We start from the raw sequence: 22298 nt of genomic DNA, 5'->3' as shown, positions 1-22298 counted from the left end.
GGGTCGGCGTCAAGATCGGGTGGTGTGTCGATCGGGTGGTGGTCAGGCGAGGTAGGACAAGGTGGTCATCATTCCGGCTTCCTGGTGGTAGGCGTTGTGGCAGTGGAAGGCCCATTGGCCGGGGTTGTTCGCGTCGAACTCGATCTCGATAGTCCGCATGGGGCGGATCGTGACGGTGTCTTTGCGCAGCCCGCTGTCGGCGAGGGCGAAGGTGTGACCGTGAAGGTGCATCGGGTGGGCCATGTCGGACATGTTGCGCAGCCGCATCCGGACCCGGTCGCCGCGGGAGACCTCCAACGGCGTGGTGTCGGGGTGGGTTTGCCCGTTGAGTGTCCAGCGATACGGCATCATGCTGCCGCCCATGTCGACGCTGAGGTAGCGGTCGTGCCCTCGGCCGGGCAGTCGAGAGTCCGGCGCTGGGGTCAGATCCGCGGCCAGCAGCACCGGTCCGTCGAGTTCGCCGGGGCGCGGGTCGGCGGGTAGCTCGCCGGCCCCGGTGCGCACGAGGGCGTACCCGTACCCGTTCTTGCCTTCTGCCTCGGCGAAGAGGGGAAACACCCCGTCTGTCAGCGTGACCACGGCGTCGACCCTCTCGCCCATTCCGAGCAGGATCGCCTCCGTCTCCTGGGGAGCGGTGGGAAAGCCGTCGGTGTCGGTGACGGTCATCGTGTGTCCGCCGAGGGCGACGCGGAAGAACGTGTCCGCCCCGGCGTTGATGATCCGGATCTTCGCGCGTTGGCCCGGGCTGGCAGTCCACGAGACCGGATCGGCCGGGACTCGGCCGTTGACCAAGTAGTGCGGATAGTGGACGTCCCCGGCGACACCGAGCAACCGGGAGGTCATCATCGGGTTGCTGGACCGTGCGCCCCCCATCTGGCCGTGCCCCATTCCGGCCATCGGCCGGCCCCGAGCGCCGGGGGCATCCATGCCCACTCGCCCGGCGGCGTCCTCGGGCGTGCCGTCGATGCCGTCGATCCAGTCGTCGAGGACGACGATCCATTCGTGGTCATAGTCCCCGGGGTCGGCGGGATCGTCGATGATCAGCGGACCGTACAGGCCCCGGTCGAGCTGCAGCCCGGAGTGTGAGTGGTACCAATGAGTCCCGGCGTGGGGGACTGTGAAGTCGTAGGTGAACCGGGCGCCCGGATGGATCGGGTCCTGGGTCAGACCGGGCACTCCGTCCATATCGTTGCGCAGGGCGATGCCGTGCCAGTGCACGCTCGTCTCCTGGTCGAGCTGGTTATCCACCTCGACTTGCAGCAGATCTCCTGCCCGGGCCCGCAGGACCGGACCCGGAACAGTGTCAGCAAATGCCCAGGTCGACACCACGAGACCACCGAGATCGACCTCCACCGGGCGCGGGGACAGCCGAGCGTTCACCACCTGCTGGCCTGGTCGCTGGCGCTCGGCCTCCAGGTCCCGGATCGCCGGATCCGACGCCGACACCGGCACCCCCGAGGGCGCCGGCTCGCTGCAGGCGGTCACCGCACCCGCGCCGGCCAGGACCGAACCGATGAGAAATGCCCGCCGTGACAACTCCTTCACCGGTCGTCCGCCGAGGGCGACGGCCCGAACAGGGCAGTGACCAGGAGCAGGGTCGACGCCCACAGTGCGGTGACGACCACGGCGCCGACCGACAATGCGACCCATCCGAGCATGAGGTACCTCCCGTGTCCGACTCGACCGCCCATGGTGACCGGCCACCCGAGCGTTCTGGATGGAGATCGTGTGAAGATTCGGTCAAGGCGCCCACTCGGGTGAAGGATTTCCAGGAGTTGCGGCGAAGATGGCCTGCATGCCCCCTTCCGTTTCTGGCGCTCGCAGTTCGCATCCCCAGCAGCACGCCGGTCCGCGGGCGCTGGTGGTCGATGACGAGGAGCCCCTCGCCGACCTGGTCGGGTCCTATCTCGAGCGCGACGGGTTCGATGTCACGATCACCGGGGACGGACAGGAGGCGGTGGGTCTGGCTCGTCGAATCGATCCCGATGTCATCGTTCTCGACCTGGGGCTGCCCGGGCTGGACGGGATCGAGGTATGCCGTCAGGTCAGGACGCACTCCGACGCCTACATCGTCATGCTTACGGCCCGGACCGAGGAGGTCGACACGCTGATCGGCCTGTCCGTCGGCGCGGATGACTACATGACCAAACCGTTCAGCCCGCGCGAGCTCTCGGCCAGGATCCAGGCGATGATGCGCAGACCTCGAACCGGCGCCACCGAAATCGACCACGGCAGGTCGCCGGAGCAGGTACGGACCGTCGGCGACCTGACTATTGACACCGCGGGCCGAGAGGTCACCGTCGGCGGCGCCGATGTCGCGCTGACCCGCACCGAGTTCGACATCCTCGCCGCGCTCGCCCGCGACCCTGGGGTCGTCTTCAGCCGAGCCCAGCTGATGGCCGCCGTGTGGGGCCCGAACTGGGTGGGTGATGACCACTTGGTAGACGTCCACATCGGTCACCTTCGCCGCAAGCTGGGCGACGATGCCTCCCGAGGCCGTTTCGTACGCACGGTCAGAGGAGTTGGTTACCGCATGGGAACCGGCCAGTGAACGACATACCATCGCCGGACGCGACTGAAACTCGGCCCCGCACCAGCCGACGCGTCGCTGGGTTCAGCTTCGGAACCCGCCTGCTTCTGGCCATGTCCAGTGTGGTCGTCGGGTGCGCGGTCAGCGCGTGGCTCGTCGCCTCCGCCCTGGCCCCGGGCATTTTCCACGACCACCTCGGTCAAGCCGGCATCGACCACGATTCGAACGAAGCAGCCCACGTCGAAGAAGCCTTCACGGTCGCCATAGTCCTTGCTTGGGGGCTGGCGGTGGCCATCGCGGTCCTGGTGGCCTTGCTCACCAGTTGGTACCTCACCCGCCGGGTCCAGCGCTCGGTCACCATGGTTACCACTTCGACGGCAGACATAGCGCGTGGGCACTACGAGACCCGGATGGCGAGTCCGAAACTTGGCCGGGAGTTCGACGATCTGGCGACCAGCGTCAACGAACTGGCCAGGCGTCTCGATGCGACAGACGCCACCAGGCGAAGGATGCTCGCGGATCTGGGCCACGAGCTGCGCACCCCGCTGGCCACCATCGACTCCTACCTCGAGGCCGTGGACGACGGAGTCCGTACCTTCGACGACTCCACAAGGCAGGTGTTGTGGGCGGCCACCCGGCGGCTCGAACGCCTCGCGTCGGACATTGTCGACGTCTCCGATGCAGAAGAACACCTCACACGACTGCAACCAGCCCGAACCACCACTAAAGCCCTGGTGGAAACGGCAGTCAACGCAGCACGCGAACGCTACTCGGACAAAGGTGTCCAGCTGCACATGGGTGAGATCGAACCAACCGACGTCACGGTGGACGTCGAGCGAATAGGACAGGTACTGGGAAACCTCCTCGACAACGCCCTACGACACACACCGACCGGAGGGACCGTCACCCTCAGCGCTGTTCGTTCGAGAACGAACACAGCCGCGATCACCGTCTCCGACACCGGGGAAGGGATCGCCGCACAGCACCTAGATCATCTCTTCGACCGCTTCTACCGAGCCGATCCCGCCCGAGGCCGAAACGCGGGCGGCACCGGAATCGGCCTGGCGATCACCCGAGCACTGGTCGAAGCACACGGAGGACGAATCCGAGTAAGCAGCCGCGGCACAGGCCACGGAGCACAATTCACCCTCGAACTCCCCTGCACGGCAGAGACGCCAGGAACGAAACTGCTTTAGCAAACTTGCACCTCCCCGTCATCTGTCCGCCCAACCCCGCTGCACTCCCCGCGCACGTCAGTGCTTGAGTGGTCGGTCTAGTCCCAGGGTGTCAGTCTCGCGGCCGCGGACAGCGATTCTCCGGTGTGGTGGCAGCAATCAAGCTGAGCCTGCGGCGGCGCTGCGGAGCGGGAGTGCGGAATGGTTGGTCAGCTCGAGAACGGTCTCGCCGCTGGTGTCGGCGAGTTCTGCGGTTATGGTGACTTTCGCATCGCCGCGTTCGGGTCGTGGAGTCGTTTCTTGCATTGTCAGGTGTCCGGTCAATGTGGTGTCCGGCCGCACCGGCCGACGGAACTGAATCTCGAAACTGCGTCCCACCCCTCCCGTGAAACGGGACCAGAAGGCGGGCACGGCCAAGCGCTGGTAGATCGCCAAGGTGTGTAGTCCACTGGCGATGACGCCACCGAGCGGGGTTGTCGCGGCCGCGGTCGGGTCGGTGTGGATGAACACCGGATCCCACTGTCGTGCGTAGGTGACGATCTCCTCCTCGGTGATGGTGTAGCTCCCGAGTGGGATCAGTTGGCCGGGTTCGAGATCGTCCGCGTAGTAGATGTCGGTCATGTCGCCCTCCCAAGTAGTCGGCCCAAACCGGCCTCAGATCGCGGGAGGCCTCCATGGCTTCCGAGCTTTGGCGAGCCAATACTGGCTTCGGATCTAGCCGATGCTCGAGTGATCAGAGTTCACGACGTCACAAACCTCGGACTCCACACGCGTCCCGACTCCGTGACTCGGGTCCCAGAGGCGCCCACGATGAGCAGGCACTTCATGTCGACGGAGTCGCAGTCGAGGTCGGCGAGAGTCGTCACGGTGAGGGATTCCTCGGTTCGCCCAACATCACGGCCCACGATCACCGGCGTGGTCGGGGAGCGGTGGCGGAGCAGGACCTCGCGGGCGTCGGCGACCTGACGGGTGCGCGAGCGCGAGGCCGGGTTGTAGACGGCCAGCACTAGGTCGGCCGCCGCGATCGCGTCGAGGCGGCGCTCGATGACCTCCCACGGCTTGAGCCGGTCGGACAGGCTCATGACGGCGAAGTCCGCGCCGATGGGGGCCCCGGCCCGCGCAGCGACCGCCTGCACGGCCGAGACGCCGGGCGCGACGAGGATGTCGATGTCGGCGAAGCGGGGATCGTCCGCGGCCTCGAAGACCGCCGAGGCCATACCGAACACCCCGGCGTCGCCGCCCGAGACCACGGCCACTTGCTCACCCGCGCGGGCCACCTCCAGTGCCAATGCAGCCCGGTCGACTTCCACGGTGTTGCCCGAGCAATGGCGACGCAGCCCGGGCCGCTGCGGAACCCTGGCGACGTACGGCGCGTAGCCGACCACGTGGTCGACCTCGGACAGGATCTGCGAAGCCTCCGGGGTCAGCCACTCTGTCGGGCCCGGGCCCAGACCGACGACGTGCACGACGCCGCGCGATGCTGGGGACTGCTCCTCAACCGAGCCGGCGGTACGCCCCGGGGAGGGCTCCTCGGGTGCAGAGAGCTGCGCGGGCCGGCGGCCGGTGGGGTCGGAGTGCTGAGAGTCGCCGGGGACGACGATGAGCGAGAAGTACGGCACGGAGTCCGGGTCGACCTCGCTGACCGGGTGATGTGCCTCCGCGTCGGTTGACGCCCGCTCCACATAGACCGCGCCGTCGAGCCGACCGGCCGCCTCGAGGGCCCGCCGGACGGCGGGGAAGTTGCGGCCGAGCTTCATGATGATCGCGCCGTCGGTGTCTGCAAGTCGTCGGGCGAGCTCGGGCTCGGGCAGGGTGCCGGGCAGGACGGTAAGGACGTCGGTCTGCCGGACCAGGGGAGTGGCGGCCGCGGCAGTGGCGGCGGCGAACGCGGGGATGCCCGGGACGATCTCGGTCTCGAACCTCGGCGAGAGCCGGTCGTGCATGTACATGAAGGACCCGTAGAACAGCGGGTCTCCCTCCGAGAGCAGGACCACGTCCCGGCCGGCGGCCAGATGCTCGCCCAGCCGCTGCGCACTGCGCTCGTAGAAGTCCGCGATCGCGCCCGCGTACCCGCCCGGGTGGTCGGTGACGCCCGTGGTCACGGGGTACTCCAGCCGCTCCTGGATCGCGCCAGAAGGGATGAGGTCGGCGGCGATCCGGCGAGCGTTGGACTCCTTGCCGCGGCCGGCGTGAAAAGCCACAACGTCGGCGGCGCCGACGAGCCGGGCGGCCTTGAGCGTGAGCAACTCGGGATCGCCTGGTCCCACGCCGACGCCGTAGAGCCGACCGGGGGCCACACCGGCCGCGGGCGATCCGGCGCTCACTCCGCGTCCTGGGCCAGGGCGTTGACGGCAGAGGCGGTCATCGCGGACCCGCCGCGCCGGCCGTGCACGGTGACAAAGGGGATGTCGATGCCGTGGTCGTCGGCGAACTCGGCGAGCGCTGCCTTGGACTCGGCGGCTCCGATGAAACCCACGGGGCAGCCGACGATCGCGGCGGGCCGGGGAGCACCGTCGAGCAGCATCTCCAGGAGGTGGAACAGGGCGGTGGGGGCGTTGCCGATCGCGACGACGGCGCCGTCGAGACGATCGCCCCACAACGCCAGCGCCGCAGCGGATCGGGTCGTGCCCATTCGCGCGGCCAGGTCGCGAACGTCGGGATCGGACAGGGTGCACACCACGTCGTTGTCGCGGGGGAGCCGGGCCCGGGTGATCCCCGAGGCGACCATGTGGGCGTCGCACAAGATCGGCGCGCCGGCGTCGAGCGCCGACCTCGCCGCGATGACCAGGCCGGGATGCACCTGCAAGTCGTCGACGAGGTCCGTCTGGCCGGTGCCGTGGACCATCCGCACGGCGAGTCGCTCGGCGTCGGCCGGAACGCGGGACAGGTCGGTCTCGCGGCGGATGGTCGCGAAGGAGTCGACGTAGATGGCGGGCCCGTCGTCGACGTAGTCGTAGCGACGCGGCGGCCTGAGGGCAGCACTCATGGGGTCCTCCTCGGGGTTCTCGCCCCGGTGTGAGAAGTCGCAGCGACGCGGTGGGAGCGCGCTGATCCCCGGTGAGTATCTGGCTGGGCCCATCGGCTCGACGGGCCTCACAGTGGCGGAACCGCCCCGGACTTGCACCGGGTTCCTCGCCGTGGGACAGCCCGCAGCCTACTCGCGGACGGTCAGCACCCCGCGCCACGGGGTCACGATGAGCTCGGCGACGTCGCCGCCGGTGAGCCGGGCGATGAGGTGGCGGTCGAGGATCCCGCCCGGCGCCTCGATGTGCTCGATCCGCCCCGCGGACCCCGCGACCGGCCCGTACGGCAGGACCGGGGCCGGGCTCGGCAGCCGGCCGTCCGCAGGGCGGGCCGCGACGAGCGGGGTTGGTAGTTCCCGCACGTGCCACGGGGCGTCCGGACCGACGCCGCGGGCGTCGACGAAGGCGCGGGCCAGCTCGACCAGCCGGTCGGCGGCGTCGACCAGCGGCACCACCTCGGACCAGCGTTCACCCACCCGCAACTGCGCGGTGTCGTCATCCAGGGCGACCAGGCCCAGATCGCAGGAGCGCTCGAGCAGGTCCCCGCGGCCGTCGTCCAGGACGAACAAGAACCGGCCCGGCAAGCCGCCGAGCGCGGGGTCGGCCAGCAGCCCGGCGTCCAGCGCCTCGGTCACCGGCCGCAGGTCCGCGCGGCCTCGGGCCTGCCCGCCAAACGACTCGTCCAGGCCCGTCAGCGGCGAGACGAGGACGTTGCGCACCAGCTCGTGCCCGGGCGCGGGGAGCAGGCCCGTCTCCGCGATCGCCGCCACCACCTCGCCGGGCAGCTGCCCGTCCGGACCGATCGGCAGGGCCCGCAGCTGCAGGTTCGCACGCGTGGTCACGTGCACGTTGTCGTCGTCGCCATATCTCACGGCGACCCCGTGCAGGCCGGCCAGTGCCGCCGGTGACACGCGGCCGCCCGGCACGCGCAAACGGACCAGGGCGCCGTCGGAAGCCGGCCACGGCCGCAGGACGCCCGGGCACAGGTCGCCACGGGTCCGGCGGGTGGGTTCGCTGATGCTCACGGGGGCCATTGTGGCAGCCCGTCGCCGGTGTACTTTTCCCAGACGGCGGAGGGTAAGTTTTTTCTTCACAACTGAAGAAACGGAGCTCCACCGTGACACCTCGCCGCGTACCCACCCTTTTCGCCTCCGTCCTCACCGCAGTCGCACTGGTCGCGGCCGGGTGCTCGCCGACGCCGCCACCGAACCCGCCGCGGCCGAATCGGCCGCCACGACGACGCCAGCGCCGGCCGCCGGGTCCGTCGCCGGAGTGACCGTCCCGGACGCGTTCACCGCGCTGACGATGACCCCCATCGGCAACCCGCCGCTGCCGTTCAAGGGCACCGACGGCAAGTACCACGTGGCCTACGACCTGCAGCTCACCAACGCCACCAAGGTGCCGGCGAGCGTGGACAAGATCGACGTGGTGGACGGCGCCAATCCCACCAAGGTCATCGCCAGCTTCTCCGCCGCCGCTCTCGTGGACCCGGACTGCGTCTTCGGTGACTGCAACCGCCTGCGCGACCTGCCCGCGGGGTACGTCGACACCGCGCAGATCCCGCCGCAGGAGAGCCGGGTCGTGTTCATCGACTTCACCCTCGACTCGCTCGACCAGGCCCCGGACGCGGTGCTGCACCACCTCTACGGGACCGGCGCCGCCTCGCCGGCGTTCGGGGAGCCGGGGCCCATCGACTACATCACGACGCCGGTCGCCTTTTCCACCCGGACCGTGCCGGCCATCGCGCCGCCCGTGCGTGGCGAGAACTGGGTGGCCCTCAACGGGTGTTGCGAACCGGGGTTCCCGCACCGCAGCTCGGTGATGTCGGTCAACGGCAAGCTCAACAACAGCCAGCGCTTCGCGATCGACTGGAAGCGCACCAACGACGAGGGCGAGTTCTTCACGGGCGACAGGAACCACAACGAGAGCTACGTGGACTACGGCGCCGAGATCCTCGCCGTCGCCGACGCCACCGTCGTCTCGGTCCTCGACGGGATGGACGCCAACGCGCCGGGGGTCCTGCCCGCGAGCAACCCGGAACTGGCCTCCAAGCTCACCGTCGAGAACGTGGACGGCAACCACGTGGTGCTCGACCTCGGTGACGGCGTGTACGCGATGTACGCACACATGATCTCCGGCTCGGTCACGGTGAAACCCGGCGACACGGTGACCGAGGGCCAGGTGCTGGGCAAGCTCGGGAACACCGGCAACGCCAACGCCTCGCACCTGCACTTCCAGCTCATGGACGGGCCGAGCCTGCTCGAGGCCGACTCGCTGCCGTACGAGCTGAAGGGGTTTGACTACGCCGGGCAGGTCCCGCCGCAGCGGATCGCCGACGCCGACGACTTCCTGTCCGGCAGCTTCGTGGACGAGGCGAGCCTCTCGCCGGAACCGCGGATGAACGAGCTCCCCCTCAACCTCGCGGTGGTGGACTTCCCCTGACCGGGATGTCCGACCCCGGCTGACGCGAGGCAGCCGGTCGGCCACGGGCGGGGTGCGCCGGATAGGCTCGCCGGTGCCGTGGTGTTCGGGAAGCCGGAGGAAAAGCCGGCGCGGCCCTCGCCACTGTAGTCGCGGAGTCTCGCGGCCCTCGTCCGTCCCTCACGGGTCGGAGACCACTGGATCCACGGGTCCGGGAAGGTCGGTCGCGCGGCGTTGATGCGAAAGCCAGGAGACCGGCCACGGCGAGGAGTTCCACGAGGGTTTGGAGAAGAACATGCGCCCCGACCGGCGTTCGGCGTCCCCTGATGACGCCTCGGCACAGCACGACGTGCCCCGCATCACCCTGTTGTCCACCTCCGATACAGACCTGCTCTCCGCGCGCGAATCCGGCGCGGCGTTCACGCTCGGCAACCCGTCCCGACTCGACGTCGAGGCGAATCTGCCCGCACTGCTCGACGGCGCCGACCTGGTGGTGGTCCGCATCCTCGGCTCCCGACGATCCTGGGAGGCCGGGTTCGCCGCCGTGCTCGGCGCGGGCGTCCCGGTAGTGGTCCTGGGTGGGGAGCAGACCCCCGACGCCGACCTGATGGAGCTGTCCACGGTCCCGATCGGCACCGCGGCCGAGGCGCACCGCTATCTCGCCGAGGGCGGCCCGGGCAACCTCGCGCAGCTGCACGCGTTCCTGGCCGACACCGTGCTGCTCACCGGCGCCGGGTTCGAGCCGCCGGAGAACGTGCCGGTGTGGGGGATGCCGGAGCGGCCGGGCGCCGACTCCGCGGCGAGTGGTCACAAACGCCGCGATTCGCGCGACGCGACCTGGGAGAACGCGGGCGGGTCTGACCAGTCGCCGGGCGGCCCCCGCGGCCGCCCCTACGTGGGCGTGCTCTACTACCGCGCCCACGAGGTGAGCGGGAACTCCGGCTTCGCGCACGCGCTGGCCGACGCGATCGACGCCGCCGGCGGGGTGGGCGTGCCGATCTTCGCCGGTTCCCTGCGCTCGGCCCCCGACGAGCTGTTCGACGCCCTCGGCACCCTCGACGCGCTGATCGTGACCGTGCTCGCCGCGGGCGGCACCACCCCGGGCGCGGTGAGCGCGGGCGGCGACGACGAGGCCTGGGACGTCGAGCGCATCGCCGCCCTGGACATCCCCGTCCTGCAGGGCCTGTGCCTGACGTGGAGCCGCGAGGACTGGGCCGACTCCGACGACGGCGTCAACCCGCTGGACTCGGCCAACCAGATCGCGATCCCGGAGTTCGACGGGCGCATCATCACCGCGCCGTTCTCGTTCAAGAAGATCGATTCCGACGGCCTGCCCCGCTACGTCGCCGACCCCGAGCGCTGCGCCCGCGTCGCCGGGATCGCCGTGGCCCACGCCAGGCTGCGTCACGTCGCGCCGGCCGAGCGCAAGGTCGCCCTCGTCCTCTCGGCGTACCCCACCAAGCACTCGCGGATCGGGAACGCTGTCGGCCTGGACACCCCCGTCTCCACGATCCGCCTGCTGCGCCGCATGCGCGAAGACGGCTACGACCTGGGCCCCGCCGACGGTCCGGTGGCGACGTTCCTAGACGAGCACGCCTACGCCACCGACACCGAGGCCGGCGACGCCCTCATCCACGCCCTCATCGACGCGGGCGGGCAGGACGAGGAATGGCTCACCACGGCCCAGCTCACCGAGAGCCACGTCCGGATCTCCACCGAGGACTACCTGGCCTGGACCGCGGACCTGCCCGAGACCCTGCGCGCGGAGATGGTCGAGGCGTGGGGCGAGGCGCCGGGCCAGCTGTTCGTCAACGATGCCGGCGAGATCGTGCTGGCCACCATCGCCGCCGGCAATGTCGTGCTGCTCATCCAGCCGCCGCGTGGCTTCGGCGAGAACCCGGTGGCGATCTATCACGACCCCGAGCTCGCGCCGTCCCACCACTACCTGGCCGCCTACCGCTGGCTCGCCCACGGCTTCGGCGCGCACGCCGTGGTGCACGTGGGCAAGCACGGCTCGCTCGAGTGGCTGCCCGGCAAGAACGCCGCGCTGTCCGCGGACTGCGGCACGGACGCTGCCCTGGCCAATCTGCCGCTGATCTACCCGTTCCTCGTCAACGACCCGGGCGAGGGCGCGCAGGCCAAGCGCCGCGCGCACGCCACGATCGTCGACCACCTGGTCCCGCCCATGGCCCGCGCGGAGTCGTACGGCGACATCGCGCGGCTCGAGCAGCTGCTCGACGAGTACGGCAACATCGCCGCGATGGACCCGGCCAAGCTGCCGTCCATCCGCGCGCAGATCTGGACCCTCATGCAGGCCGCGCACATGCACGAGGACCTGGGCCTGGAGCAGCGTCCCGATGACGAGGAGTTCGACGACTTCCTCCTCCACGTGGACGGCTGGCTGTGTGAGATCAAGGACGTCCAGATCCGCGACGGCCTGCACGTCCTGGGCCAGGCGCCCGACGGCGAGGCGCGGGTCAACCTGGTGCTGGCCATCCTGCGCGCGTCCCAGGTGTGGGGCGGGCAGTCCGGCGCGGTGCCGGGCCTGCGCCGCGCGCTCGGCCTGGCCGAGGGCGCGCCGACCGAGGAGGTCGACCGCGTCGAGGCGCGAGCACGCGCGCTGGTGGAGGCCATGGAGGCGCGCGACTGGGACGTGGCCGCCGTGCCCGAGGTCCTGGCCGAGATGCGTGGGGCCGGTGCGTCCGGTGACGCCGGGGACCGTGGGGACGGTCTGGGGGGCGACGACGACGAGGTGGCGCAGGTGCTCGGCTTCGCCGCCCGTGAGGTCGTACCGAGGTTGGCCGGCACGGCCGACGAGCTGGACGCAGTCATGCACGCCCTGGACGGCGGGTTCATCCCGGCCGGCCCCTCGGGATCCCCGCTGCGGGGCCTGGTCAACGTGCTGCCCACGGGGCGGAACTTCTACACCGTGGACCCGCGGGCGATCCCGTCTCGACTGGCGTGGGACACCGGCCAGGCCATGGCCGACTCGCTGCTCGAGCGGCACCTGGAGGAGACCGGCTCCTACCCGGCCTCGGTGGGGCTGTCGATCTGGGGCACCTCGGCCATGCGCACCTCGGGCGACGACATCGCCGAGGTGCTGGCCCTATTGGGCGTGCGCCCGGAGTGGGACGAGGCCTCCCGCCGCGTCACCGGCCTCGAGGTGATCCCGACCGAGGAGCTGGGGCGCCCGCGCGTCGACGTGACGGTCCGGATCTCCGGCTTCTTCCGCGACGCGTTTCCGCACGTCATCGCGATGCTCGACGACGCCGTCCGGATGGTCGCCGAGCTCGACGAGCCGGACGAGCTCAACTACGTCGCCGCCCACACCCGCGCCGACCTGGCCGAGCACCACGATGGGCGGCGGGCCACCACCCGCATCTTCGGCTCGGCGCCCGGGTCGTACGGCGCGGGGATCCTGCAGACCATCGAGGCGGGCAACTGGCGCGACGACCGCGACCTGGCCGAGGTGTACACCCGCTGGGGCGGCTATGCCTACGGCCGCGACCTGGCCGGGGTGCCCGCCGCCGACGACATGCGCATCAACTACCGGCGCATCGCGGTCGCCGCCAAGAACATCGACACCCGCGAGCACGACATCGCCGACTCGGACGACTACTTCCAGTACCACGGCGGGATGATCGCCACCGTGCGTGCGCTCACCGGCGCCGAGCCGCGCGCGTACGTGGGCGACTCCACCACCCCGGACGCGATCCGCACCCGGACCCTGGCCGAGGAGACCCGGCGGGTGTTCCGGGCCCGGGTGGTCAACCCGCGCTGGATCGCCGCCATGCAGCGGCACGGTTACAAGGGCGCGTTCGAACTCGCCGCGACCGTGGACTACCTGTTCGGGTTCGACGCCACCGCCGGCGTGGTGCAGGACTGGATGTACGACACCCTGGCCCGCGAGTACGTCCTCGACGAGAAGACGCAGGACTTTCTGCGCCAGTCCAACCCGTGGGCGCTGCGCGGGATGATCGAGCGACTCTCCGAGGCCGCCGACCGCGGCATGTGGGCCGAGCCGAATGCCGAGGTCATGGATCAGATGCGGCAGGTCTACCTCGACGTCGAGGGCGATCTCGAGGACTCCCATGGCGAGTGAGAGCATCCCCGGCGCCGACGGGGACAGGCCTCCGGCGCACCCGCCCGGCGGAGCGCGTCGGCGCGTGCGCGTGGTGGGCATCGGCTCCGGTGGGCTCGACCAGATCACCATCGAGGCCGCCGAGGCCCTGCGCGCGAGCGCCTATGCCCTCGCCGCCGTGAAGGGCCCGGCCGACGCGTTGGTCGATCTCCGCGCGCGGCTGCTCGCCCGGCACGCCCCGGACGTGGAGCTGGTGGGCGTGCCCGATCCGGAGAGGGACCGCTCGTGGTCGTCGACCTCCACCCACGGTGACTACCTCGGCGTGGTTCAGGACTGGCATGAGGCGCGCTCGCTGGCGTGGGAGCGCGCGATCGCCGCGCGGCCTGGCGACGTGGCGATCCCGGTGTGGGGCGACCCGGCGTTCTACGACTCGACGCTGCGGATTCTCGACCGGATCACCGAGCGCGGCCGCCTGGCGCTGGACGTGGAGGTGCTGCCCGGGATCTCCGCGCTGCAGGTCCTGGCCGCCCGGCACCGACTGGTCCTGCACGAGATCGGCGGCACCGTCACCGTGACCACCGGCCGGAGGCTGCGCGAGGTGGTGGCCGCTGGCGCGGACAACGTGGTGGTGATGCTCAACGCCGAGCCTCCGCCGGACGAGCTGGCCGACTGGCACATCTGGTGGGGCGGCAACCTCGGCGACGGCGGCGAGACGCTGGTGGCCGGCCGCGTCGGCGACGTGCTGGGTGACCTGCGTGCCCACCGCGAGCGGCTGCGCGCCGAGTTCGGCTGGGTGATGGACGTGTATCTGCTGCGACGCAGAGAAGGGACGACGGCCTGATGACGGGTGAGATCGAGTGCACCGGCCGGGTGGTGTTGGTCGGCGGCGGGCCGGGGGATCCGGGGCTCATGACCGTGGCCGGCCTCGACGCCGTCCGCAGCGCGGACGTGGTGGTGACCGACCGCTTGGGGCCGGTGTCGATCCTCGACGAGCTCGATCCGGGCATCGAGGTGATCGGTGTGGGCAAGGTGCCGTTCGGTCCCGCCACCCCGCAGGAGGAAATCAACCGGATCCTCGTGGAGCAGGCCCGCCGCGGCCGGACCGTGGTGCGGCTCAAGGGCGGCGACAGCTTCCTGTTCGGTCGCGGCGCCGAGGAGCATCTCGCGTGCACGGCCGCAGGAGTGCCCGTCACGGTGATCCCGGGCGTGACTTCAGCGTTCTCAGTGCCCGCGCTCGTCGGGGTCCCGGCCACGCACCGTGGGCTCTCGCAGGGAGTGTCGGTGATCTCCGGACACGTCCCGCCCGGCGATCCGCAGTCGACTCTGGACTACGGCGCGCTCGCCAGGTCCGGGACGACGCTAGTGCTGCTCATGGCGGTGACGACCCTCCCCGCGATCACCGCGGAACTCCTGGCCGAGAAGATGCCCGCGGACACCCCGGCGGTGCTGATCGAGAACGGCTCGACCCCGGCCCAGCGCATCCTGCACGGCACGCTGGCGACGATCGCGCGACAGGCGGCGGAGGCGCAGGTCGCGCCGCCCGCGATCACGGTGATCGGCGCGGTCGCCGCGCTGGCGGGGGATCTGGTGACGGGGCCGCTCTTCCCCTGATCGGGCAAGTGGAGTTCCACGGGAGCGCCGACCGGCCCGGGGTGGTCGTCGCTCGAGAAGCTAGGCCCGCCGGATGAGCTCGGCCCGTCGGTCGTCCGGGGCGCGGCGCGGGCAGCTCGCGCACTTGCCGCCGTCGGTCGCCACATAGATGAGGCAACACGAACTGCGGCGGACGAACCGCCGTGTCCGCTCCGGGCCCTCCACGTCGATGAAACGGGCCGGCAGCAGCGGTGGCCGGCACACCGCGAGTGCGAGCGTGACGCCGCGGTCCTCCTCGCCAGTCGCGCGGCCTGCTTCGAGCGCGCGGTTGGCGATGGAGTCCGTGGCGATCGCCCACAACGCCCGCGGTGCCGCGCCCGAGACCTCCGCGAGGGCGGCGATCACCTCGCTGTGGGCCTCCACCAGCGCGTCGGCGAACGCCGCGACCGACGGAAGGAGTCGATCAGACCGCGCCGAGTGGAGATAGCCGTTCGGCTGCAGCGAGACGCTGAGCCGCCCCGGGCGGGGATCGGGCGCGCGTCCGGTGGCGAGCAGCATCGCCAGCGGCGCCGCGACCAGCGTTGAGCTGGCCGAATACCACCACAAAGTCCCGTTCACCCGCGGATCGTCATGGTTCCAGCGCCGGCCGGTGTCCTCCACCCGCCGGGCCAGCCACCGCGGGTCCGTCAGCACCTCCCCGGGCAGGACGGTTGAGGCGTGCTCGATGGTGCGGGCGAAGTCGCCGAGGAGGGCCCAGGCGCCCGCATACGCGGCTGCCACCGTGCCGGGGGTGCGGAGATCGTCGTCGTCGCCGTCGTCACCCACCGGCTCCCCACCCACGCTCGCGCCACCCACCGCTCCGTCACGCATCGGCCAGCCCCACCACGTCGAGGGTGCGGCGACCGTCCGGCCCCGCCCGCACCTGGCCGCGCACGCCGAACACCTCCCGCAGCACCGCGGCGTCCAGGACCTCCTCCGGCGCGCCCGTCGCGACCAGCCGCCCGCGGTGCAGGACCGCGACGGAATCGCAGTACTCGGTTGCCATCCGCAGGTCGTGGAGCGTGAGCAGCACCGCCAGGCCGCCGGCCGCGAGCTCGCGCAACAGCGCCAGGACCGACAGTTGCTGGTGGAGGTCGAGGTGGTTGGTCGGCTCGTCCAGCAGGAGGACGTCGGGCTGCTGGGCGAGGGTGCGCGCGATCGACACCCGCTGCCGCTCCCCGCCGGACAGGGCGAGCACGTCCCGGTCGGCCAGCCCGGTCAGCCCGACCCGCGCGAGGACGGCCTCGACGATCGCGGAGTCATCGGCGCCGAGCGGCTCGAACGGCCCGCGGGTGACCGTCCGGCCCAGGCGCACCGACTCGCGGACCGTGATGCCGCCGAGCGAGACCGGCTCCTGCGTGCTCGCCCCCACCGCGCGGGCGAGCGTACGGCGGCGCAGCGAGCTGATGTCCGCGCCGTCGATGGTGACGAGACCCGCCGTGGTGGGCAGCGCTCGGTAACACGCGCGCAGCAGGGTGGTCTTGCCGCTGCCGTTCGGCCCGACCAGGGCGGTGACCAGGCCGGGGGTCACGGTGAGGTCGACGCCGTCGAGGATCTGCCGGCCGCCCAGGCGGGCGGAGACACGGTTCGCGCTGAGGGTGGTCATATCGACGCCTTCCCGTAGCGGCGCCACAGCATCGCCAGGAACACCGGCCCGCCCACGACGCCCGTGATGACACCGACCGGCAGCTCGGCGCCCTCGCTTACCGCACGCGCGGCGATGTCGGCGAGGACCAGGGCGACCGCGCCGAGCAGGGCGGCAGTGGGCAGCAGGCGCGCGGACGTCCGGCCGGTGAGGAAGCCCGCGAGGTGCGGGATGAGCAGGCCGATGAACCCGATGGTCCCTGACACCGCCACGGCGCCCGCGGTGAGCAGCGAGACGAGCAGCAGCATCGCGATCCGGAACCGGGGTACGTTGACGCCCATCGCGGTGGCGCCGTCGTCGCCGGTGAGGAGCAGGTCCAGGTGGCGGCTGCACAGCATCACCACCGTGCCGGCGACGGCGAGGATCGCGATCGGCGCCCAGACCATCGCCCACCCGGCGTCGCCGAACCCTCCGGCCAGCCACCGCATGACCGTGCCCAGTTGATGGTCGTCGCCCAGGACCAGCAGCGTGAAGGTGTTGAGCGCGCCGAAGACCATCGTCATGGCCGCCCCCACCAGCACGATGGCGGTGGTGTCGTGGGCGCGGCGGGCCACCAGCACCACCCCGGCTAGCGGGAGCAGCGCGCCGACGAACGCGGCCATGGGCAGGGTGAAGACGCCCCACACGCCAGCGCCCACCCCGAGGACCGTGAGGGCCACGACGCCGAAGCCCGCGCCCGAGGAGACCCCGAGGAGGTACGGGTCCGCGAGTGGATTGCGGGTCACCGCCTGCGCGACGCCGCCCGCCACCGCCAAGGACGCGCCCACCGCCGCCGCCATGAGCGCGCGGGGCAGCCGCGACTCGAGGACGATCGCCTCGCGGGCGTCGGTCCACCACGGCTCGAACGAACCCGGGGCGAGGCGGTGCGCGACGATCGCCCACACGTCCCCGATCGGGATGGACACCGAGCCCAGCGAGACGCCCGCCGCGATCGCGACCACGAGTACGGCCAGCAGCGGCAGGCAGATCAGCGCGAGGGGCCGGCGGCCGCTGGGTGCGGTGCCGGCGGGGTCCGTTATGTCGGAGGAGGACACGACGGCGGGGTCGGCCCCTGCCCGGGCCGGCGGGCGGCGGCCCTCGCGGCGATCGGGCTTCTCGGCTACCGACGTCATGTCACTGCCCGAACGCGTGCGGGTGCAGCTCGCGGGCGATGGTTTCCACCGAGGTCGCCATCCGCGAGCTCTCGAAGAAGTCCGCCAGCGGCACCACCACGATCCGGTCCTCCCGGATGGCCGGGGTGGTGGCCATGACGGGCTGCGCGCGCAGGTAGGCGATCTTGTCGTCCGCGCTGGTCGCGCCGTAGTCCAGCACGACGATCGCCTCCGGCTGACGCTCGCCGAGGACCTCCCAGGTGGTCTTGAGGTACGGCTTGTCGCCCTCGGAGAAGATGTTGTCCGCGCCCGCGTACTCGCCGATGAGCTGGCCGATGCCCACACCGCCGATCGTCATGGGTTCGGCTTCGCCGCTGTCGTAGAAGAAGGTGGGGATGCCGGTGACGCCCGCCGCGTCGAGCGTGGCGCGGACGTCTTCGACCTGCCCACGGATCCGATCCGTGAGGTCACGTGCCCCCTGCTCGACGCCGAGGACACGACCGAGCTGGGAGAAGTCCGTCTCGAGCATCGACAGGTCGGGGAACCCCTCGCCGCAGTACTCCGAGAACAGGAACGTGTTGATACCGGCGGACTCGAGGGCGTCGCGGCTGCGGCCCTCCTTCTCGTCGAACGCGCTGCGCATGCCCGCGACCACCAGGTCGGGCTCGAGGTCGACGATCTGCTCCCAGGTGGGGTACTCCTCGGCCAGCGACGGGATGGCGTGGAACTGGTCGGCGACCTCCGGCAGCACGTCGTTCTGATCGCCGTAACCCATCCCGACGATCCGGTCGCCCGCACCCAGCTGGATGAGGGTCTCGGTGACGTGGTCGTTCATCGAGACGATGCGCTGCGGCGGTCCGGTGTAGGTGGCTTCGCGCTCGCAGTTGCTGATGGTGACGGGTTCGGCGAAGGGCTCGGCCGCGCCGCCGCTCTCGAGCGCCTCGCCGCGTGAGCAACCGGCGAGGGCGATGCCGGTCACGAGCAGCGCGGCCAGCGCGGTTCTGGGGTGGTGACGGAACATGATCAGACCTCGGATCGTGTCGTGTGGTCGACGACCACGGCAGACCCGCAGGACGGCAGGCGTCGAGGACGCCACGTCACCTGGCAGGACTCCGGATCGCAGACCTCGGCGATGACTGGTGGAGTCAGGCCTCCGGGCAGGCGATCGGGCTCGCCGCCACTTGTGGTAGCGGCACACCGTTGCGGGTCAGCGCCGGATTCTCACCGGTCTTCCCCTGCGTCCGGAAGTCAGTCGTGCATGTCGAGCATAGGCACACCGCGCCGCGCGGAGGTAGTCGTCTCCCACCCAGCCACCTGGGTCGGCGGCGCTGGCGGCGTCGACGACGAGGACGACGACGATGAGGAGGTCGGTCAGCCCCGGGCCGCCGGCCTCACGGTGGCCGACAAGACGGAACAGCAGCATGAGTCCCAAGAAGACGAGTGTGCCGCCGAAGAAGCGTTCCGCCAGCGCCACGCTCGGTTTGAGGATCTCCGCCCAGTTCAGCACCCCGCGTCGCACTCCTGATCGGCGGCCTGACATAGCGGTGGGCTCCTATCGGGCGAGGCGCGCGAGGATCCCGTTGCCGACTCGGCGCCGAGGGATGAGTGCGTCCCCCATATAACGCCGCTCCCGGCGTCGACGAGGGTGATTCCGGGAGCCGCGCCGGGACACGGCGCGATCAACCGGTCAGGTCAGCCTCGTCGGCGGCGACGGGACCGCCCAGCTCGCCGGTGCCGTAGCGGTCGAGCACCGCTCGGGACTGTGCGCCCCATCGGGTATGCGCGGCCTGCCGGCTCATGCCGGCGGCCCGGCCGATGCTCTCCCAGGTGACGCCCCATCGGCGGAGCCCCACCACCGAGCCGAGCGCGTCGACCCCGGTGGCGTGCTCGATCCGGAAGGCCAGGACCTGGACGGCAACGTTCCACTGATCGAGTTCGGTCTCGGACTCCGGGCGGGGGGCGAGAAGGGACTGGGCCTGCACGAACGCCTCGCTCGCCGCGGCGGACGAGGCGGCGCGGACGGCATCGTCCACCGGGGTCGCCAGCGCCGCGGCCAGGGGGCCGGTCGAAGAGTGCTCGTTCATGCCGTCAACGATAGGGTGACAATCAGGGGGCTGTCAACGACAGGCTGACACCAGAGTTGCGCTGGCCGTGCCGGGCGGGCTACTTCTCGCGCTGGACCTCGCGCAGCTCACCGGTGGACACGTCGTAGACGAACCCGCGGACCGCGGTGCTGTGCAGCAGGAAGGGGTCGGATTCCACGCGGGCGATCGACTGGCGGACGTCTGCCTCCGGCTCCGGGAACGACTCGGGCGCCCAGCGCGGCCGCAGGCCGGTGTCGGACTCGATCTGATCCTTGAAGTCGTCGTCCCGGAACGTGAGCATCCCGCAGTCCGTGTGGTGGATGAGGACGATCTCCTCGGTACCGAGCAGTCGCTGGCTGATGGTCAGCGACCGCAGGACATCGTCGGTGACGACCCCGCCCGCGTTGCGGATGACGTGCGCAGGCGGACGGGCCTACGCGGCGACTCCGCTCGCCTCTGGCCGACCGGGGGCGGTGTTGTTCATGCAGTACCGGCGGGTCCGCTCGGAGACGGGCTTGCCGCGGCGGAGGGCGCTGGCGGCGTCAAGGGCGAACCACAGCTGGGCGATCACGTCGAGGGCGGCGCGGAACAGGGTCATGGGAATCCCTCCTCGGGGGCCGGGCGAAGGGTGGGTATACAGGTCTGTAAGCCTCGGCTGCAGATTAGGTATACAGACTTGTAAAGTCAAGGGCGATATGACTGCCGACTTTCCTGACCTCAGCGACCTGACTCCCGGGGCCCAGCAGATCCTCGACGTGGGCTCGGAGCTCTTCTACGAGCAGGGCATCCACGCGGTCGGGGTGGACACGATCGCCGCCGAATCCGGGATCTCCAAACCGACCCTCTACAAACACTTCGGCTCCAAGGACGGGCTCGTGGTGGCCTATCTCCTCAATCGCCACCGATGGTGGTGGAGGTTGTTGGAGGAGGAGGTGGAGCGCGCGGAGAGACCGCGCGCTCTGGCGATCTTCGACGTCTACGCCGCCGACCACGGAAACGCCCGGCGAGGCTGCGCATTCCTCAACGCCGCCGCCGAGCTGCCCGAGGGCCACCCGGCGCACGAGGTGATTCGCTACCACAAGCATTCAGTCTGCGACCTGCTCGAAGATCTGGTCAAAGAGGATGCCGCGCCGGACATCGACCACCGACTGTTGGCCAACCATCTGTTTCTGCTCGTGGAGGGCGCGTTCGCGCACCGCCCCATCTACGGGACGGAACTGGTGTGGCAGGGCCGCGCAATGGCCAGTCGGCTGTTGTCCAGACCCGAGATCGAGGGCCAACCGGCCCCGGGGCAGGCGGACGCGCCACCACGGTGACCGGTCACCCGGCGTGGCCAGCCCCCCGGGGCGGATCAGGCGGGGGCGCGCAGCGGCGCCTCATGAACCTCGCGGTCGAACTCCGGAAGCGGCTCGGCCTCGCGCAGGACCCGGGCGATCGACGGATCAGCCAGGTGCATCCGGCCGATCGAGATGAGATCGAACTCGCCGCGCTCCATGCACTCCACGACCGAATCGATGTTGTCCGCCGCCACGGCCGCCTTGCCCGACTTCTGCTCGCGCAGGGACGTCCCGATCCCCACGCCGCCCACGGCGCCCGCCGGCTTACCCGTGAGTCTGCGGGCCCACCCGGCGAGGGTGACCTTGCCGTCGTCACCCTCCAGGTCGGGGAACGCCGGATCGCTGAACCGCCTGGTCGACGCGTCGAACAGGTCGACGCCCGCCTCGGCGAGAGCACCCAGGTAGACGCCGAGATCGTCGGGGTTGGTGGCCTTGAGCACCGTGTAGTCCTGCTGTGTGTGCTGCGAGAAGCGGTAGAACAGCGGCGCTTCCTCGCCGATGGCCTCGCGGACCGCCGCCACCACCGCAGCGGGGAAGCGGCTCCGCGCCGCCAGGTCGCCGCCCCACTCGTCGGTGCGGCGGTTGGTGTCCGCCCAGACGAACGCGTCCAGCAGGTAACCGTGGCCGCCGTGCAGGGTGACCCCGTCGAACCCGGCCTCGAGGGTGTACCGCGCCGAGCGGGCGAAGGCGCCGATCACGTCGGCGATGTCCGACTCGGTCATCGGCTCCACCGCCGGCGACCAGCGTTCGATGCTCCGCTCGGAATAGGTGGTCACGCCCGGCGTGCCCCACAGCCCCGACGGGCGCATGGGGTGCATCGCCATGAGGCGGTCGCGGTTCTCACGGTCGAAGCGGGCGTTGGCACCCCACAGCGGTCCGACGTGCCACAACTGCGCCATGATGCGGCCGCCCGCCGCGTGCACGGCGTCTGTCACCACGCGCCACGCCGCCACGGATTCCGGCCCGTCGAGGCGCGGGATCGCGGAGTGGTCGACAGACGTGAGGTGGTCCACGCCGATGCCCTCGGTGACGACCAGCCCGGTACCGCCTGCGGCGCGGGCCGCGTAGTAGTCCCGGTTGATCTCGTCGGGCAGCCCGCCCGGGCAGTCCATCCGCGTCATCGGCGACATGACGAGGCGGTTGGCCAGGTGTAGGGAGCGGACGTCGAGCGACCGGAACAGGGCTTCACGACCGGGGGCGACCAGCGGAGTCATGATGCGAGACCTCGTGCTTCTCGGTGTGGCGACGAAGGCGGGGCCCGGAATCGGACGCGTTCGCCGTT

The 22298-nt window shown here is 70.9% G+C and carries 20 protein-coding genes, 1 pseudogene and 3 riboswitches; of the genes and pseudogenes, 7 read left to right on the top strand and 14 right to left on the bottom strand.

The window, feature by feature from the left end; translation table 11 throughout:
- Positions 1 to 42: 42 nt before the first annotated feature.
- A complete protein-coding gene (locus VYL96_RS15920) occupies positions 43 to 1545 on the bottom strand; it encodes a multicopper oxidase family protein (RefSeq protein WP_120285757.1) in 1503 nt (500 codons plus the stop codon).
- A gap of 313 nt (positions 1546 to 1858) precedes the next feature.
- Here VYL96_RS15920 and VYL96_RS15915 point away from each other — a divergent pair, with 313 nt between their 5' ends.
- Both VYL96_RS15915 and VYL96_RS15910 read left to right on the top strand, forming a co-directional pair.
- Positions 1859 to 2551, top strand: a complete 693-nt coding sequence (locus VYL96_RS15915) for a winged helix-turn-helix domain-containing protein (RefSeq protein WP_096907287.1) — start codon at positions 1859 to 1861, stop codon at positions 2549 to 2551.
- 92 nt (positions 2552 to 2643) lie between these two features.
- Positions 2644 to 3726, top strand: coding sequence for a sensor histidine kinase (locus tag VYL96_RS15910; RefSeq protein WP_120285758.1), 1083 nt, complete (start codon positions 2644 to 2646; stop codon positions 3724 to 3726).
- Between the two features lie 138 nt (positions 3727 to 3864).
- Here the strand turns inward: VYL96_RS15910 and VYL96_RS15905 are convergent, their stop codons facing one another.
- The 4 genes from VYL96_RS15905 to VYL96_RS15890 all read right to left on the bottom strand — a co-directional run bounded on the left by VYL96_RS15905 (position 3865) and on the right by VYL96_RS15890 (position 7753).
- Positions 3865 to 4326 carry a MaoC/PaaZ C-terminal domain-containing protein gene (locus VYL96_RS15905; protein ID WP_120285759.1) on the bottom strand — a complete coding sequence of 154 codons (462 nt, stop codon included), beginning with the start codon at positions 4324 to 4326 and terminating at the stop codon, positions 3865 to 3867.
- Between the two features lie 119 nt (positions 4327 to 4445).
- Positions 4446 to 6029 (bottom strand): precorrin-2 C(20)-methyltransferase, encoded by a 1584-nt coding sequence (locus VYL96_RS15900; protein WP_243699717.1) that lies wholly within the window; start codon positions 6027 to 6029, stop codon positions 4446 to 4448.
- The gene (locus tag VYL96_RS15895; protein ID WP_131885926.1) at positions 6026 to 6691 is read right to left on the bottom strand and encodes a precorrin-8X methylmutase; all 666 of its coding nucleotides are present in this window, start codon (positions 6689 to 6691) and stop codon (positions 6026 to 6028) included. The genes VYL96_RS15900 and VYL96_RS15895 overlap by 4 nt, the downstream gene beginning before the upstream one ends.
- Before the next feature lie 73 nt (positions 6692 to 6764).
- A riboswitch (cobalamin riboswitch) is annotated at positions 6765 to 6839 on the bottom strand.
- Between the two features lie 20 nt (positions 6840 to 6859).
- Positions 6860 to 7753, bottom strand: a complete 894-nt coding sequence (locus tag VYL96_RS15890; RefSeq protein ID WP_131885925.1) for a ferredoxin-like domain-containing protein — start codon at positions 7751 to 7753, stop codon at positions 6860 to 6862.
- A 160-nt stretch (positions 7754 to 7913) separates the two neighbouring features.
- Here VYL96_RS15890 and VYL96_RS15885 point away from each other — a divergent pair, with 160 nt between their 5' ends.
- From VYL96_RS15885 to cobA, 4 genes are all read left to right on the top strand, one after another.
- Positions 7914 to 9170: a M23 family metallopeptidase gene (locus VYL96_RS15885; RefSeq protein ID WP_243699716.1), complete on the top strand. Its 1257-nt coding sequence runs from the start codon at positions 7914 to 7916 to the stop codon at positions 9168 to 9170.
- A 62-nt stretch (positions 9171 to 9232) separates the two neighbouring features.
- A riboswitch (cobalamin riboswitch) is annotated at positions 9233 to 9426 on the top strand.
- 72 nt (positions 9427 to 9498) lie between these two features.
- Positions 9499 to 13251 (top strand): cobaltochelatase subunit CobN, encoded by a 3753-nt coding sequence (gene cobN, locus VYL96_RS15880; protein ID WP_207913573.1) that lies wholly within the window; start codon positions 9499 to 9501, stop codon positions 13249 to 13251.
- Entirely contained in the window at positions 13241 to 14071 is an 831-nt protein-coding gene (gene cobF, locus VYL96_RS15875) for a precorrin-6A synthase (deacetylating) (RefSeq protein WP_243699715.1), read from the top strand. The genes cobN and cobF overlap by 11 nt, the downstream gene beginning before the upstream one ends.
- Entirely contained in the window at positions 14071 to 14841 is a 771-nt protein-coding gene (gene cobA / locus VYL96_RS15870; RefSeq protein WP_131885924.1) for a uroporphyrinogen-III C-methyltransferase, read from the top strand. The genes cobF and cobA overlap by 1 nt, the downstream gene beginning before the upstream one ends.
- A 60-nt stretch (positions 14842 to 14901) precedes the next feature.
- Here the strand turns inward: cobA and VYL96_RS15865 are convergent, their stop codons facing one another.
- From VYL96_RS15865 to VYL96_RS15830, 8 genes and pseudogenes are all read right to left on the bottom strand, one after another.
- Positions 14902 to 15690 (bottom strand): (2Fe-2S)-binding protein, encoded by a 789-nt coding sequence (locus tag VYL96_RS15865; protein WP_007632686.1) that lies wholly within the window; start codon positions 15688 to 15690, stop codon positions 14902 to 14904.
- Positions 15683 to 16465, bottom strand: a complete 783-nt coding sequence (locus tag VYL96_RS15860; RefSeq protein ID WP_131885923.1) for an ABC transporter ATP-binding protein — start codon at positions 16463 to 16465, stop codon at positions 15683 to 15685. The genes VYL96_RS15865 and VYL96_RS15860 overlap by 8 nt, the downstream gene beginning before the upstream one ends.
- A complete protein-coding gene (locus VYL96_RS15855; protein ID WP_131885922.1) occupies positions 16462 to 17616 on the bottom strand; it encodes a FecCD family ABC transporter permease in 1155 nt (384 codons plus the stop codon). The genes VYL96_RS15860 and VYL96_RS15855 overlap by 4 nt, the downstream gene beginning before the upstream one ends.
- Before the next feature lies 1 nt (position 17617).
- Positions 17618 to 18616: an ABC transporter substrate-binding protein gene (locus VYL96_RS15850; RefSeq protein ID WP_131885921.1), complete on the bottom strand. Its 999-nt coding sequence runs from the start codon at positions 18614 to 18616 to the stop codon at positions 17618 to 17620.
- A 130-nt stretch (positions 18617 to 18746) separates the two neighbouring features.
- Positions 18747 to 18842: riboswitch (adenosylcobalamin-variant (AdoCbl-variant) riboswitch) on the bottom strand.
- Positions 18803 to 19102: a hypothetical protein gene (locus VYL96_RS17325; RefSeq protein WP_424955102.1), complete on the bottom strand. Its 300-nt coding sequence runs from the start codon at positions 19100 to 19102 to the stop codon at positions 18803 to 18805. It overlaps the preceding riboswitch by 40 nt.
- A gap of 172 nt (positions 19103 to 19274) precedes the next feature.
- On the bottom strand, positions 19275 to 19679 hold the full coding sequence (locus tag VYL96_RS15840; RefSeq protein ID WP_063972442.1) for a hypothetical protein: 405 nt from the start codon (positions 19677 to 19679) through the stop codon (positions 19275 to 19277).
- 79 nt (positions 19680 to 19758) lie between these two features.
- Positions 19759 to 20100: pseudogene (locus VYL96_RS15835) on the bottom strand (beta-class carbonic anhydrase); the annotation flags it as partial.
- A 12-nt stretch (positions 20101 to 20112) separates the two neighbouring features.
- Entirely contained in the window at positions 20113 to 20277 is a 165-nt protein-coding gene (locus VYL96_RS15830; protein WP_007632700.1) for a hypothetical protein, read from the bottom strand.
- A 97-nt stretch (positions 20278 to 20374) separates the two neighbouring features.
- Between VYL96_RS15830 and VYL96_RS15825 the strand changes: the two genes are divergently transcribed.
- A complete protein-coding gene (locus VYL96_RS15825; RefSeq protein ID WP_063972444.1) occupies positions 20375 to 20995 on the top strand; it encodes a TetR/AcrR family transcriptional regulator in 621 nt (206 codons plus the stop codon).
- A gap of 35 nt (positions 20996 to 21030) precedes the next feature.
- On the opposite strand, the gene VYL96_RS15820 is transcribed toward VYL96_RS15825, so the two are convergent.
- Positions 21031 to 22230, bottom strand: coding sequence for an oxidoreductase (locus VYL96_RS15820; RefSeq protein WP_063972445.1), 1200 nt, complete (start codon positions 22228 to 22230; stop codon positions 21031 to 21033).
- Positions 22231 to 22298 lie beyond the last annotated feature (68 nt).

Origin of the sequence: Dietzia maris (assembly GCF_036287335.1) — a bacterium.
Classification (GTDB): Bacteria; Actinomycetota; Actinomycetes; order Mycobacteriales; family Mycobacteriaceae; genus Dietzia; species Dietzia cinnamea.
Note: the sequence above shows the minus strand (reverse complement) of the source record. Positions and strands in the feature narration are given on the sequence as shown.

What these genes read in the sequence shown, in the direction of transcription:
- VYL96_RS15910 (WP_120285758.1), top strand. Translation starts at nt 2,644, where the DNA reads ATGTCCAGTGTGGTCGTCGGGTGCGCGGTCAGCGCGTGGCTCGTCGCC.
- cobF (WP_243699715.1), top strand. Translation starts at nt 13,241, where the DNA reads ATGGCGAGTGAGAGCATCCCCGGCGCCGACGGGGACAGGCCTCCGGCG.
- VYL96_RS15865 (WP_007632686.1), bottom strand. Translation starts at nt 15,690, where the DNA reads ATGCGTGACGGAGCGGTGGGTGGCGCGAGCGTGGGTGGGGAGCCGGTG.
- VYL96_RS15820 (WP_063972445.1), bottom strand. Translation starts at nt 22,230, where the DNA reads ATGACTCCGCTGGTCGCCCCCGGTCGTGAAGCCCTGTTCCGGTCGCTC.
- VYL96_RS15895 (WP_131885926.1), bottom strand. Translation starts at nt 6,691, where the DNA reads ATGAGTGCTGCCCTCAGGCCGCCGCGTCGCTACGACTACGTCGACGAC.
- VYL96_RS15850 (WP_131885921.1), bottom strand. Translation starts at nt 18,616, where the DNA reads ATGTTCCGTCACCACCCCAGAACCGCGCTGGCCGCGCTGCTCGTGACC.
- cobA (WP_131885924.1), top strand. Translation starts at nt 14,071, where the DNA reads ATGACGGGTGAGATCGAGTGCACCGGCCGGGTGGTGTTGGTCGGCGGC.
- VYL96_RS15830 (WP_007632700.1), bottom strand. Translation starts at nt 20,277, where the DNA reads ATGACCCTGTTCCGCGCCGCCCTCGACGTGATCGCCCAGCTGTGGTTC.
- VYL96_RS15905 (WP_120285759.1), bottom strand. Translation starts at nt 4,326, where the DNA reads ATGACCGACATCTACTACGCGGACGATCTCGAACCCGGCCAACTGATC.
- VYL96_RS15840 (WP_063972442.1), bottom strand. Translation starts at nt 19,679, where the DNA reads ATGAACGAGCACTCTTCGACCGGCCCCCTGGCCGCGGCGCTGGCGACC.
- VYL96_RS15825 (WP_063972444.1), top strand. Translation starts at nt 20,375, where the DNA reads ATGACTGCCGACTTTCCTGACCTCAGCGACCTGACTCCCGGGGCCCAG.
- VYL96_RS15860 (WP_131885923.1), bottom strand. Translation starts at nt 16,465, where the DNA reads ATGACCACCCTCAGCGCGAACCGTGTCTCCGCCCGCCTGGGCGGCCGG.
- VYL96_RS15855 (WP_131885922.1), bottom strand. Translation starts at nt 17,616, where the DNA reads ATGACGTCGGTAGCCGAGAAGCCCGATCGCCGCGAGGGCCGCCGCCCG.